This is a genomic window from Paraburkholderia sp. J63 (assembly GCF_905220245.1).
In the GTDB taxonomy this organism is placed as follows: domain Bacteria; phylum Pseudomonadota; class Gammaproteobacteria; order Burkholderiales; family Burkholderiaceae; genus Paraburkholderia.
Genome location: NZ_CAJMZF010000082.1, coordinates 1 through 13,191 on the forward strand (window position 1 = coordinate 1; position 13,191 = coordinate 13,191).

A 13,191-nucleotide genomic window follows, 5' to 3' on the forward strand; every position below is an offset into this window, starting at 1 on the left:
CTTGCGCGAAAATTTGGCTCGGTCAGACAGGCTGCCGAAATGATGCGTGCGGTTTCAGACCAGGCTGAGTTGGTGGGCCTCAGGTATCGATTTGAGTCAATGCTGTTCGGAGATACGGTGGACGCACATGCACTCGTAAAGTCAGCGCCTTCCAGAGAGGCAAAAGCGCGCATCACTGAGATGCTTTTTCAGGCGGGTACCGCAGACGGTAAAAACATCTTTGACCGTGCAGTGCTTTCACAGCTTGGTGCCGATGCTGGAATAAATCCCAACGGGGTCGACTTTGAAGGTGAGCCGCAGCGGGCTGAAATCAAGGAGGACGAGATGGAGGCAAACGCCATCGCAAGTGGTGTGCCTCTGTTCGTCTTCAATTCACGAGCGTATATATCGGGTGCACAACCCACGCAGGTCTTCGAACGGGCGTTGCGTCAGAGTATGGCGGACATCGGTGCGCACAAGCCAGAAGGACAGTCGTGCAGTTCGGATGGTTGCATATGGTAGGGGAGTTCGGAGCATTTTTCTTCGCATAGTCTCGCGCCGTCTCATTGCGGCTTACCGATGTGAAAAAGTCAGCGACTACTACTACCTGCCTATCACTGATGCCTATCGGAGCTTTCCGGGGCTGGGTGCGGAGGTAGCTCGCCACAACTGTGCTTATCGGAGCAGAGAAGCATATTGAATCCGTGTCTCGGCAATTTATGACGGTCGTTACGGTGTGGCCGCGTGCGCTACCTTGTCGGCGTTCAGTCCACCCTAGCTATTTCTTGCCTTTGAGGGTGAATGTGGCCAGGAGCGATTGAACGTCGACCTTCTGCCCCAGAAGCAAAAGCAGGCGAGCGTGAAGCACCGTGTTCTCAAGAACGAGCTTTGCGGTGCTCAGTAGGTACATCGCATGGAGGTCCGACTCCGACATCACAGTTTCGACCACGTGGTGTCGCTCCACAAGCGAGCTCATGACAAGGCGCCTTAGCTCCTGCTCACCAAAGGGCAGGTCCGCATAGTCAATTGGGTCCTCTGCTTCGATTTCGCGCAGCAGGTCAACAAGCGATTCGATGCTCACTTCCATGTGCTAGCTCCTTGACGGTGCTCAGACTGTTCATGAAGTGCTTCCAGACTAACGATTTCGGTGTCGAACGTCTAGCGTTCGTCCGTTACACATCAGCAGCCTTTATATTGAATTCTCGTTGAGTTCTATCGGTGGAGACCTATAAACACCATCGAAGCTACCTTTTGTATCACGACGCGTGGCGGCCCTTGGACTATCCATAGGAATTCCAAGTCTCCCGGTGCTGTGAGGCGGGTCTTGATACGTATCAAGACCGACGCTATGCGCTGCGGACACCATGCTTCGAGCGTACCCCATATCGTTAGCACTTTGCCGGAAGGGCGGTGACCTCGCGGAGCGTCGTGACGAGGTTTCCCCAAGACGAAGACCATCGCGTCTCCCTAATTCGGCGACCAAAGGCGTCGGTGATTCGCAATACGCCGGTGTCAGGAAAGAACGTGAGTGTGACGGCAATGCCGTCAATGACGCAGGTTTCGGTAAACGCTTTCGTTGCCAGCACGTTGGCCTCCGTTGGATGGGCGGCGAGAGAGAATCGAGCAGGCGTTGTCACGCAAAGACTGTGCTGATGGGCGCAGCCTCATCCGGGCGCCCATGTATGCCGGGCTTCCGGCGCAATCGGCATCCAGGCGTGTCTCGGGCTAAAGAGCGACGCGATGTTGGATTCAGACGAACACTTCGCCGCATCGACTCCGCAAAAGGCCAACACCCATGCTTTAAACGCGTGGCGCCATGCGTTCTAGTCTGTCTACGCGCTAGTTAGCGGGCTGAACACGCGTCAATGGCCTGATTTCGCGTGGATGGACCTATGACGACGCTACCATTGGCCGCGGCGCAGCGAGGGGCGCTGGCGTGGCGCGACAACGAAAAAGCTGAGGACACTGGTGAGCGTGGAGAGCACGATGCTATTTTTGCGGCTCGTCCCCGTCGACGCTTGCTTGCGCCGACTCATCAGGATGCATGGAGTAGTAGGTGTCGGACAGGGTCGAACATATTCGCGCGAGCGCAGCGAGATTCACCGCTTGGTCCACATGTTCGAGTTCTCCAGCGTTGAGGATGTCGTCTAGTACCGGGGCGAGCCGGCGCAGTCGCCGGAATGTCTCCTCATCGAGTTTCATTTCACTTCTCGTGTTCAATCGAATACGGTAGCACGGCACCAATGCGAATCTGCCTTCGTCAGCAGCGAGAATTCGACGTCACGCCCCTCTGCTGCCCTTTTTGCTGCCATGCAGCATAAATAGGGGCAAAACCCAGACCTTGACCTCGAGCCATCTTGTTGCGAGGAGCGTTGGGCCTAATCATCAGGCAGATAACGGCAAAATAGCACACCTCATGCACGTCGCATGAGTCGATTGTGCAACGCACAATTATTTAGCGCTTTTCACGTGCTGGTAAAGGGATTACCCTTAGTGGGTTCCCCCATTGGAGGCTTGTCGTTGTGTCTACTCTTCTCGAGCTGGACGGACTCGTTGCAACCTGGCGTCGGATTCACCCGAATTCTGATTCCGGGTCGTGGGGGTGCTGCGAGCTGGATGGCCGAGGTGAAACTGTGCCGCTTCCTCAACCTTCAGCAAGGCGCCAGATTGTTCTGACCGACGTCTACTGCCAAATCGCCGAGCAGATTGGTCACGTGGCGGCAATGTCGGTCGCCGTGACGACGCCGGCATTCGGCATCCGCATAGCTGACGTCGTCTGGATGCCGCCCGAAAAGTGGGAAGGGTTTGACCGAGAAGGTCCAATCCCGTTTGTGCCAGACTTGTGTGTCGAGGTGCTCCTCGACCGGGAGTTTCCAGACGACATCGCCCAGCGGGTTAGGGCTTACCTTGAGGGCGGTGCCCACGAGGTCATCGTTGTCGGTCAGCACGGAGAACTGGAATTCTATGACGCGTATGGCCCGCAGCAAGCCTCGGCGTTCGGAATAACGCTCTCCCTTGAGCAAATGTACTTCTAAGAGTTAGCCCTGTTCGTGGTTACTCGGAGTGTCAGAAAGAGCGCATAAATACGCCGGTGCGAAAGTTCATAAAGAATTCAATGCATGGTCTTGCGCGCGAGAGCGTTGAGCAGGGTGGTGACGCTCATGTCCTCGTCGAGCTCAGGCCAGAATAGTTGCTGGCCGTCCAGAGAGATTGCGAGGTGCTCGCGCTGTTCACTGGATGCCTCGTCGAGAATAGGGAACAGGCGCAGGGGCAATTGGATAGCGCGGCCGTCAGACAGGTCGATATACATCATCGGACCATCGAAGGCGACGTCGATTGCATAGGGTTGCATGGCGAGTCTCCTGTTGGCAGGCGGGACTTACAGGATAGGTCGTTGTGGGCTGTCACCCAAGCAAAGAAAATAGCCCCGCATTTCGAATGCTTCTCGGGTGTACTTGTGGCTGTCACGCGGGCACGCGCTGTGCAAGTTCATTTGTGGCAGTGCGAGCCTCCCACCCTTCGCCACGTGGGTACTAGGTCACAACAGTCAGACGCGTTGCATATGCAACCAATGATGAATGCGCCTGCGAGCATTCCAATTGACGCTCCGATGCCGCCCGAGAGGCTGGTGCCACCAATGACTGCGGTCGTCATCGTGTCGAACTTGATGCCGATACCAGCGTTCGGCAAGCGTCGCCTGCTATTTGATAAGTTGCAACACGTCGCGGAACTGGGGATGCTGACTGGAGCGTAACCACTCGAACGCGACCATTTCCACGGTCGACACTTCGGCGCCCGCTCTGGCGAGCCGGTCTATCGCCGCATCACGGTCTGAAGTTTTACGCGAACCGATTGCGTCTTTGACGAGCGTGACCTGCAAGCCGTGACTCAACAAGCCAATCACAGTTTGCAGTACACAGACGTGCGCCTCGCAGCCAGCAACAATTATCCTCGTTCGCCCTCGAGGTAACGCGCCGACAAGGCCTTCGGCGGTTGCGTCGAAATGGTCCTTAACGACGGTGTTCGAACACAGGCTCTTGATATTCTCCAGATTCTCTCCAAGCCGCTGCGGACTCTGTTCGGTGCCGACGATGGGCACGTTGAGCAACTGCGCGATTCTGCCCAGCCTGGCAACCTGAGCTACGACCACCGCTCCTTCATGTATTGCAGGCATAAGTCTCGTTTGCAGGTCTACCAGAACGACCACTGATGCCTCTAGCATATACAGCATTGCCTTTCCTTTGGAGGGCCGTCTTCTAGGATAGCTTCGTTTGCGCGCCAGTGTACCGAAGCTGGTGGTCCGATTGTTGACATAGTAAACCGGTGCGGGCCACCCACGAGCGTCTCTATCTCGGTGCCGCTGCAGCGGACCGCTGTTCTGCATTCGAGGCATCCGCACGCCCAGTTTCGTCCGGGCAGTGACTGCAGCCTGTCATCGGTCGACCTCACTTTCGATGAGCGCCGTCGACGGCCGTCATCAATCACAGCCGTATTGGCTATCCGGTCGTGCAGCGCCTGCTTTTGTCGGTTGAACAGAACCCACAAGAATCCGGCACCGCACGTCGCGAAGGTCAGCAGGTACCCTAGTGTGCGCAAACCGGCTTGCTGCGCTGTCATTGGCCGTCCGGTATCGGCATCGACTATCCGAAGATGCAGTGCGCGTTTCCCGGGTGAAGTGCCCCATGTGGCCCACAGCAGGCCGGTTATGAGGATGGGAATACATTGGCCGATTGCCAGCCACAAAACGATGGTGGAAGCGAAGGACTCTGGCGCCTTGAGGATTTCATCCGTTGGTGGACCGAGCGGGACGAAAAGCACGATTACGGTCCACCAGATTGAATCGATGGCCAACGCGCTGGCGCGTCGCGAGCAGGAAGCATATCGCATCTGAACCCTAGGCCTGGTTGATTGACATTACGAACTTCCACGCGGTACGCGCCGACTTCCCGCGAATCTCCCGCATGCCGAGCGTTAGCTTCAGCTCAAGAAGAAAGCTGACTCAGCTAGTCAGAAGTTCGCGAGACACAAGGACTGGAAATCGTTTGCATCCAGGCGGTTAAGCAACGGCTGCTTCAGCACCCATCTGGGTTGGTCGCGGTAAGCAAAGCTTTATCATGACACGCCGGGCATTTTCGTGAGACCACGGTGTCGTTGCAGTGAATCCAGTTCGTTGATGGGAACTGGCCCATGGGCTACTCGCGACGTGGAGGAGCATTGACGAGGGCGGGCATATTTAAGGACATATGATTGGTACTGCCAGGGTATTTGCCGAACAGGAGGCAGTTCATCGCCTCCGCCCTATGTCCAGGAAGCTACGTATGCGATGGATGCCTTCGCCGAAAGGCCTTGCGCGATGCCCATCGCAGACGGGGGGCTTCGCTTAGCGCGATGGCGGGTCTCTCTGCTCGACCAAGGCATCGAAAGCTTCCCGCGCCTCCTTTAGTTCCTGCATGGCAGCTGCAAACCGCGCCAGCTCGAGTGTCGATGGTTGTTCATTGGGGGCCTGCCCGTAGTGAGCTTCCAACCGCTGGGACGCCGCATGTACCTCGCGCGCGGCACTCACTACACGTTCGAGGGCGGATGCTTCCGCCGAGGCCTTCTTTTCCTTCATCTGCGCTCCTGCGAACAAACACACTGCAAACCTGCGCTGAATTCAGTCAGTAGTCAATCTTGCGGGTCGTGTTCGGCGACGGTTACGTGATTACCTCGCGAATTCTGCTGCGGTCAATGCTATCGGTGCGCCAGATGACTTGAGCATCCGCCGTTCAGCTGCGGCAGTAATGCGCTGTTGTCCGTCGGCGAATGCTTTCAATGTGCGCACGTCATTCGCGCCGGACGGCAACCAGAAATATTGCTCGAGAGCCTCGCGGCTGATTGAACATTGCACCGACTGGTTACGGGCAGATATGACGAAAAGGACAAGCTTTCCATCCGCGGAAAGGCTGACGTCGGCGGCGAAGGTGGAGTCCATGGTTAGTGCGCTTCAAGTGTGTGGGCATGGTGGCCGCAAACAATCAAATGTATCGTCTCGCATCTGTTGAATACAGCTGATAATAACGCGAGAGGGCGCTAGCAGGTGGTATGAGCAGTGGACCCGTAACTGACGAAGCGTTCATAGCCCGCTGCGCGGAGTTGACCCTGTAATCCCGGACACAGCATCACACTCGAGACTGCTGAATCCATCGAGGATGCAAAAAAACTGCGTTTAGGATGCTAGGATAATTCGCACGGGGCACGCGGAGACCTGTATGGAGACGTTCACAGACGCTTATCTAGGGCTTGAGATTCATGTGCAGGTTTTATTCGTTTCGTCTGGAGAAGCTGACATCTCTTGCCGCATCGTCGACCCATCTGAACCACGTCTTGCGCCACTTACTGCGGAGGTCATGCGAGTCCCGGGCGGTCCGTTTCCTCATGCAGCGGCGGCACGCATCGGGGTGGCGTACAGTATGGGCATCATCGATTGCTATCGCGACGAAGACGACGAGCGCACCCTGCATTGACGATGCATCCAACGGGCGCGGAACAGGGCATGAGGCAAATCTCAGGCAGCTCCGAGGCGTTCGGTTTTGATGGTCGCCAGTCTGCTGCCGGCGAAGGGTCATTGCCCCAATCTACGCTTGCACGCTTTCCTGATTCAGGTTCCGGCGTCCCGCTGATTGCAAAGTGCTCCAGCGACTTTCGTGCGCTGGTCCCATAGCAACCATCCCCTTGGTTGCCGAACGGCCCGAAATTTACAAAAAAATACTTCGCTAGTTAAACTGTGTTTTTTTCATCTAATTGATTTCTTGGATGATTTTTCAGATTTTGCTATGGACGGCACACTGGGCGAGATGATATAAATCCTCTGTCACGCGTCGCCGAGCACAATGCCGACCGACGTTTCGCGCTGCCTTTTCCATTGAAGAGCATCGGCCAGTGACCGCTAGCGTGGACGAGGAGTGACCGGTGGCACGCTAGGGAGATTCGTACCACGGGGATGGGTCCTGAGATAACGAACGCGCTGGCGAAGCTAGAGGCGCGAGACCCGAAATAGTCTGGCGGAGCCGTATTGGCGGAAGGTTTCCAGGCGCTAGCCTTGGGGACCCGATGCATACATTTTGAGTTTCAAACTAGCAACCCTAAAGAAAGAATATCTTTTTTGAGGGTTGGTTTTGATATTCATGAGCATGAATGCTCAGGTTATTCCCTTTTTTTGTTGCTCTTGCAAAGAGATTTCATTGGAATAACCGGCATTTGACTAGGGTTTCATTTCCGTGTTGGGCCGCTGCGCGGCTCGCTTACCAGGAAAGGAGTTGGCGGGCGCGGTGATTTCGGGCACGGTGCGTCGATTCAGAGCGATGCGTTAGTGTTCCCCTGGTCAGCGGAAAGGTGAGGCTACTCGAACGTTGCTCTATCTCGCTTGAAGAAAACGAACCCGGACGCCGCGTGCTACTAACCAAGCCCAAGCGAGCCACCTCCCGTGATGCATACTGCTTCACGCTTTGGAGTCGTCAGAGTCCACTGGTGGCAGGCGCCTGCCCATAGGGGGCATCGAGCGTATGCGCTGGGCAATTCAAAATGCGGCCACGGTCGATAGGGCACAGCTTTCTGGAGTCGTGCCGGGGCAGATGAACCAAAATGTTTACGCTTGGCTAGCGTACCACCTGATGAGCGCCTTCAGCGCGGTCTCGTCGGCGACCCGGCAAGAGACCTGGTTTGGCGCGGCCAGCTTTGAGTCCTTCTGTTGAACAATGCGTTGTCCCGCATACGGTTTGTCGTCCGGCTCGACGCCAACGATAGGCGGAAGGACGCAGCGTTCCAGCAATATCCGCGTTGTTTGCGCCTTGTGGTGCCCCGTCTGCGCATTGACGTCGCCAAGTACGACCGCGAACTGCTTCGCGCGTGGTGCATCCATCTCAAACAATTGCACCTTGCTTCTGTCTGGCTCGTCAAGAGCGCGCATTGGCAGTTCGTGAGTGAGAGCACCACGAATGACGGAAAGCGCTTGGTGCGCCGGATAGGGAAGATTGCGGGCCATCGCTTTTTACCTTCAAATATATTTGGTGGGTCGTTATCGAGGAGGGCGCTCTAGCAGCTGCGCACTGCGGAAATTGTGCTTGATTGAAACAAGCTAAGAGAACCGCCAAGGTCGTGTCGTTCCACGATGTAGTCCTCAGTCGGATTGCGGGTCGTCTTGAAGCATCAATAGCTGTTCGGGGAAGAAGATACGCATCACACACTGCAGCATTACCTTGCGGTCCACCCGGTAAAGGTCAGCGAGGGGGAACGCAGCGTCGATAGGCAGCGTGAATACGCCGCGTTCGAGCTCTGTGATGGTTTGAGTGCCGCGGTTAAGGGACTTTGCGAATTCGGCGCAGGTCGGGTCATCAAGACCAATGGCCTTTCTTCGAGCAGACAAAGCAGCGCCGAACTGGGTGGCGGAGCTAACCGTCGCGAGCTCGAACGTCTCATCAGTAACGATGGTGGGTTTGAATCCGCGACGCTTGAGAAGCCATGCCCGAGCGGAAGCGTTTTCGACAAAAACAACGCTATCCGTCTTGCGAGAGGTGAGTTCTCCCGAACTGACCGCATTGCGTACCGTGCGGATGTCAACGTTGGCCAACAGTGCAACCTTAGTCAGTTCGATGTATTGGCCATCGTCCAATGAATAACGACCGTCACCCCGGGCCACAATCTCGTACCACTCGTCGCATGGGCAGTGTTCTTCGGTGCGCACGAGCGTCAGGACTTCCTGGCCACCCAGGACTATATCAATAGGGTGTCTTCCACCATCAATCCCATTTTCCGCGTACTCGTACACCGCTTCGAGCCTCTGCCATGGGCTGCTCGCGCGGACCCGCTCTTTTGCTGCTTGTTCGAGTTCGGGGCGTTGAAAAAACGAAATGGGCTCGTCAGCAACACCGAAGACCTGCTTCCACACGCCCTGAAGGGCGAACACGTTTTCGAGCGTCATAAACGCTTCGTTTGCAACGTGGAAGTAATCGTCGAACAGCTCTTGCTTGGTCAGTTTTTTTGTCACTTGTGATGATTTCCTGGAAAAAATCATTCTCATGGCTGGAGTATCAAGAAGGATGGCATGTCTGTCAAGAAAAATGATGTTTTCGAGGAAATAGTCATTTACTTGATGGAGCGAGCTGCCGCCTGTATCCGTTGTTGGAGGCAAACACGAGCGCATCTGGGGCTCTGGAGGGGCACACTTAATGGCCAACGACCTGCCGCAGCGGCTGACCTCCAGCGGTTTCCCGATGCGCCACGAATACCGATTGCGACGGTTGGCGTCGTACCAAGTGCTCATTCCTCGGGCTAGGCGGGGCGACTATAGGATGTGGTCTCCCCCCGGTGCACGGCAGTCGTCATTAGGAAAGACCCGACTACGCCGAACAGCGGTACGTGCTCGTGGCGTACTTCGTCTGGGCGTGGCAGGTGGCGAGCCCCGCCGAGAAATGGGTTCTTCTGCATGCGAGTTGTAGACAATTTCGTGGATTTCCAGGGAGCTTGGAAACGCGGCTTGAAGAGCCCTTGGCCTACCTGTGGCGCCGCACTCGGCGGCTACCGTAGGGAGCTCACGCTGTCGGTTGAAGGCGCACGGCTGTCGGCTCGAAGCCGAACATGCGCTTGTGGGTGCGAGTCAGATGAGCCGAGTCGGCAAATCCTGCTTCATGCGCGGCGTCTGTCCACGACGCGCCGGACATGGCAGCCTCGATGGCCAGGTTGATGCGCAACCAGAGGAGGTACGCTCTGAACGAGCTGCCGGTCCCGGCGACGAACAGATGTCGAAAATGACTCTCTGAGAGAGAGACAGCTGAGGCCACTTCACCCAGTGATAGTGAATTCCGGATGTTTGAGCGGATATATTCCAGCGCTCGGTGAAGGCGTGGGTCCAGTTCCTCGGCCGGTGTGGTCGCAGTCTCACATAGTACTGCGACAACCAACGTTGCGGACGCAACCATGTCTTTGGCCGACTGGCCTGACTGTAACGCTTCGAATAGCGACCTGGCTGCGGCTCGGGCATCTGCGGCCGGAAGCTCGGTAACGACATTCGAGCCAAATCGCGCGGTTAGTGAGCGCCCAGCGCGGGTCTCGGGTTCCACGAAGAGGTGGGCGAGGGTGGCCGCGCCATCAATTTCGAACTGGTGCGCGCATTTGCTGGGGACGATGGCGCCTTCGTATTGAGTCCAGACCCCTTCGGCCTCCGTGCGAAATCGGAAGCTGCCGTTCAGGGCGATGGCGAGCTGATGGGCATGGTGCTCGTGCCACTGCGTTCTGCCCTGGCCTTCTCCTATCCAGAGGCTGCCGCCTTGCCAGAAGTAGACGCGACCCGACCCGCGCGTCATGGCCGGCTGCAAGGAATCACACCGCAGTTCTTTCACGACGCCGCCTCCTCAAGTCAGCCGTTTCGTTCAAGTTCATTCCGCGCGGGTCCCCAAAAATACTGGACTTCCGACAGCTCATTGTAAAGGACCCAATCATGTTCAAGTTTTCAGCACCGGCTGCACTCGCGGCGGTCGCCGTTTCGCTTCTCACTGCCGCCTGCGGCACACCGCCGGCGAACCTCGACCTTTCGCTCCAGCATCCCAGCTCCCACGGCAAGTTTCTGGTCCGCATGGACCCGCCGGCGTCGGGGCCCGCTATCAACCAGATGCACGCCTGGCAGGTGCGCGTGGAGACACCCGATGGAAAACCTGTGTCGGAAGCCACGATTGGCTTCGGCGGTGGCATGCCGCAGCATGGCCACGGATTCCCGACCAAGCCTCGTATCACGCGCGAGATAGCACCTGGCGTCTATGCCCTCGAAGGCATGAAGTTCAGCATGACAGGCTGGTGGGACATGCGTCTTGCGATTCAGGCTGGTGACGCCGCGGACGAAGCGGAGTTCAACGTCATCGTCGATGATTCCGGGATTCGGCGCGTGGCGGCCCAAGGCAAAGGTTCTGCTTCATGAGCCCGAAACGCAAATCGGGCCCGCATCCGACGTCGCGCTCAAGCGTGAGCAGAAGGTTTCCGGGTGCATTTGCCGTGGTGTCTGTGGTCCTGACATCGCTAACCTTGCTTCTCGTCGCGTTTGGGCGCGCTGACGGCGCTACCGACAGCCTTGTCTGGTCGAAGGAGGAACGCGCCGTTCTCGCTTCGATGAGCCTGCGAAGGCTCCCTGCGCCGCCGCCCGACCCGTCGAACGCGGTTGCAGACAAGCCGGAAGCTGCAGCGCTCGGCAAGCGGCTGTTCGCGGATGCGCGCCTGTCTCGCAACGGTGCGGTGTCGTGCGCCAGCTGCCATGCGCCTGACCACCAGTTTCAGGACGGATTCCCGGTCGGAAAGGGCCTCGGCCCTGGAAAGCGCCGCACCATGCCCGTCGCCGCGTCGGCGTACAGCCCGTTCTTCTTCTGGGACGGGCGCAAGGACAGTCAGTGGTCCCAGGCGCTGGGTCCGATGGAGGATGCTGTCGAGCACGGAGGCAACCGCGTTCAATTCGCCCAAGTCGTGCGAACGCACTACCAGCGTGAATACGAGTCGCTGTTCGGCGCCCTCCCGAATCTGCAGGGCTTGCCGACCAACGCCAGCCCGCTTGGCAGCACCGGCGAGAAACAGGCGTGGGCCCGGATGACGAGCGAACAACGCGACGCCGTCAACCGGGTCTTCGCCAACCTCGGGAAGGCCATTGCGGCCTACGAGCGGACAATAACCTACGGCGAATCCCGGTTCGACCGGTATGTCGAGGCGGTTCTCGCGGATGACCGCACGGAACAGCAAACGCTATCAACTCAAGAGGTCAAGGGGCTCCACCTTTTCATCGGCAAGGCTCAATGCGCGACGTGCCACAATGGGCCGCTCCTGACCGACCAGGCCTTCCACAACACGGGGGTTCCGCCCAGAGACCCAGCGCACCCGGACCTTGGTCGCGCGCCTGCCGCAACCAGCGTTCGGTCGGACGAATTCAACTGCCTGGGCCTCTACAGCGATGCGCTGCCACAAGGCTGCCAGGAGCTGAGCTTCATGGCGACCGACGACCCCAGCATGGAAGGCGCCTTCAAGACTCCAAGCTTGCGTAACGTGGCGCTGCGGGCTCCGTACATGCATGCGGGCCAGCTCGCGAGCCTTGACGCGGTAGTGCAGCACTATGTGCGTTCGCCCGCGGCGGTAGTCGGACATTCCGAGCTGGCTCAGAGTGACTCGGAGCCTACCGGCCGCAGACCCATCCGCTTGACGGAGGCGGAAATGCAGGACGTGGTCGCGTTCTTGAACACGCTGTCAGGGCCTGTCGTGGAGCGCGCTCCTCGATAGACTTCGAGCCGCGGCCAGCCGCTGGACGATTGGCTCCACTATCTACACCATCGTGACCTGCCGTTCGATTGCGCACACAGCACTGGCAGGCGCAAGAACCATCGACACTGACCTGGATAGGCATGCTTAGTGAATCGAACGTTACATGCGCCAGGAAATAGCCACAGGCGGGGTGATTCTATGCTCTCGTCGTTGGCATCGCGAGCTGAGCGCGTTGCGACAAACTTAGATAGGTGTTCTGTACATCCGCAGTTTGGTTATGGGCTACCCCGCGCGCCTAGGCTGTTCATCAATAGCGGCGACGCGTGGACGTCTGCAGAGCTATGTCTGGCAGCGCGCTTTTGTCGGCCGCGGCTTGCCTTACACTTTGTCCACTGCTGCTTACGCAAGGGGGTGTATATGGCTGGACTGCCTGTTACGACGTTTGTCAGAATCCGGCCCGACTCTCTCATTGAGCGGGATGCAGTGGGCTCTGAGTCGGTCGTAGTCGGACCGCCGGATTTTTTGGCGCAACTGAAACCCAAGGTCGGTATTGTCGTTGCCAGCTGGAACCCTGCGATGCAGCTTGGCTGCGCGAGCCGCCTGGGCATCGTGGTTGGGCTAGGTTCCACAGGCGTGAAGGTACGATGGGCGACGACGGATGCCACTTATCGGCCCAATCCGACGGGTCGGCGCTACTGGGTGCAGCAAAAACCGTTTTTCGGATTCGCGGCTGACGTGGCCAAGCGCTACATGCTGGCGGCCGAATTTGTGGAGAAATTTCCGGATGCTGTCATCTTCGATGCAACCCGGGCGCCCGCAAACAAGTCTTTAGAGGTAAGGCCTATTTCCAGCCCAACGGGTGGCTACGTGTACCTGGTCCGCTCACAATATGGGATAAAAATTGGAAAAAGCGTAAACGTGAAATCAAGGACGCGCCTATTCGAGGTG

16 protein-coding genes are annotated in these 13,191 nt (G+C 57.7%); 6 read left to right on the forward strand and 10 right to left on the reverse strand.

Translation table 11 applies throughout. The features are described 5' to 3' along the window. Positions 1-501, forward strand: a 501-nt coding sequence (locus U5775_RS37670; protein ID WP_322063216.1) for a DsbA family protein, incomplete at its 5' end; no start/stop codon positions are given. A gap of 256 nt (positions 502-757) precedes the next feature. Here the strand turns inward: U5775_RS37670 and U5775_RS37675 are convergent. Next, a complete protein-coding gene (locus U5775_RS37675) occupies positions 758-1,066 on the reverse strand; it encodes a hypothetical protein (RefSeq protein WP_322063217.1) in 309 nt (102 codons plus the stop codon). Positions 1,067-1,968: 902 nt separating this feature from the next. Next, positions 1,969-2,181, reverse strand: a complete 213-nt coding sequence (locus U5775_RS37680) for a hypothetical protein (RefSeq protein WP_322063218.1) — start codon at positions 2,179-2,181, stop codon at positions 1,969-1,971. Positions 2,182-2,501: 320 nt separating this feature from the next. Here U5775_RS37680 and U5775_RS37685 point away from each other — a divergent pair, with 320 nt between their 5' ends. Continuing rightward, positions 2,502-3,014 (forward strand): Uma2 family endonuclease, encoded by a 513-nt coding sequence (locus U5775_RS37685; protein ID WP_322063219.1) that lies wholly within the window; start codon positions 2,502-2,504, stop codon positions 3,012-3,014. A gap of 77 nt (positions 3,015-3,091) precedes the next feature. Here U5775_RS37685 and U5775_RS37690 read toward each other — a convergent pair whose 3' ends face one another. The 5 genes from U5775_RS37690 to U5775_RS37710 all read right to left on the reverse strand — a co-directional run bounded on the left by U5775_RS37690 (position 3,092) and on the right by U5775_RS37710 (position 5,950). Beyond that, positions 3,092-3,331, reverse strand: a complete 240-nt coding sequence (locus tag U5775_RS37690) for a DUF2442 domain-containing protein (protein ID WP_322063220.1) — start codon at positions 3,329-3,331, stop codon at positions 3,092-3,094. Between the two features lie 348 nt (positions 3,332-3,679). Continuing rightward, positions 3,680-4,210: an isochorismatase family protein gene (locus tag U5775_RS37695; RefSeq protein WP_322063221.1), complete on the reverse strand. Its 531-nt coding sequence runs from the start codon at positions 4,208-4,210 to the stop codon at positions 3,680-3,682. After that, entirely contained in the window at positions 4,195-4,866 is a 672-nt protein-coding gene (locus U5775_RS37700) for an RDD family protein (protein WP_322063222.1), read from the reverse strand. Before U5775_RS37700 ends, U5775_RS37695 begins: the two co-directional genes overlap by 16 nt. Positions 4,867-5,359: 493 nt before the next feature. After that, positions 5,360-5,590: a hypothetical protein gene (locus U5775_RS37705; protein ID WP_322063223.1), complete on the reverse strand. Its 231-nt coding sequence runs from the start codon at positions 5,588-5,590 to the stop codon at positions 5,360-5,362. 90 nt (positions 5,591-5,680) lie between these two features. Continuing rightward, the gene (locus U5775_RS37710; protein WP_322063224.1) at positions 5,681-5,950 is read right to left on the reverse strand and encodes a DUF1488 family protein; all 270 of its coding nucleotides are present in this window, start codon (positions 5,948-5,950) and stop codon (positions 5,681-5,683) included. Between the two features lie 277 nt (positions 5,951-6,227). Between U5775_RS37710 and U5775_RS37715 the strand changes: the two genes are divergently transcribed. Beyond that, complete coding sequence (locus tag U5775_RS37715; protein WP_322063225.1) at positions 6,228-6,482, forward strand: hypothetical protein; 255 nt, start codon at positions 6,228-6,230, stop codon at positions 6,480-6,482. Positions 6,483-7,603: 1,121 nt separating this feature from the next. On the opposite strand, the gene U5775_RS37720 is transcribed toward U5775_RS37715, so the two are convergent. From U5775_RS37720 to U5775_RS37730, 3 genes are all read right to left on the reverse strand, one after another. After that, positions 7,604-7,999 (reverse strand): hypothetical protein, encoded by a 396-nt coding sequence (locus U5775_RS37720; protein WP_322063226.1) that lies wholly within the window; start codon positions 7,997-7,999, stop codon positions 7,604-7,606. Between the two features lie 135 nt (positions 8,000-8,134). After that, on the reverse strand, positions 8,135-9,277 hold the full coding sequence (locus U5775_RS37725) for a hypothetical protein (protein WP_322063227.1): 1,143 nt from the start codon (positions 9,275-9,277) through the stop codon (positions 8,135-8,137). Between the two features lie 268 nt (positions 9,278-9,545). Further along, positions 9,546-10,352: an AraC family transcriptional regulator gene (locus U5775_RS37730; protein ID WP_322063228.1), complete on the reverse strand. Its 807-nt coding sequence runs from the start codon at positions 10,350-10,352 to the stop codon at positions 9,546-9,548. A 98-nt stretch (positions 10,353-10,450) separates the two neighbouring features. Between U5775_RS37730 and U5775_RS37735 the strand changes: the two genes are divergently transcribed. The 3 genes from U5775_RS37735 to U5775_RS37745 all read left to right on the forward strand — a co-directional run. After that, positions 10,451-10,924, forward strand: a complete 474-nt coding sequence (locus U5775_RS37735; protein WP_322063229.1) for a FixH family protein — start codon at positions 10,451-10,453, stop codon at positions 10,922-10,924. Further along, positions 10,921-12,261: a cytochrome-c peroxidase gene (locus tag U5775_RS37740; protein ID WP_322063230.1), complete on the forward strand. Its 1,341-nt coding sequence runs from the start codon at positions 10,921-10,923 to the stop codon at positions 12,259-12,261. Before U5775_RS37735 ends, U5775_RS37740 begins: the two co-directional genes overlap by 4 nt. A gap of 399 nt (positions 12,262-12,660) precedes the next feature. Further along, on the forward strand, positions 12,661-13,191 hold a 531-nt coding region (locus tag U5775_RS37745; RefSeq protein ID WP_322063231.1), incomplete at its 3' end, for a GIY-YIG nuclease family protein.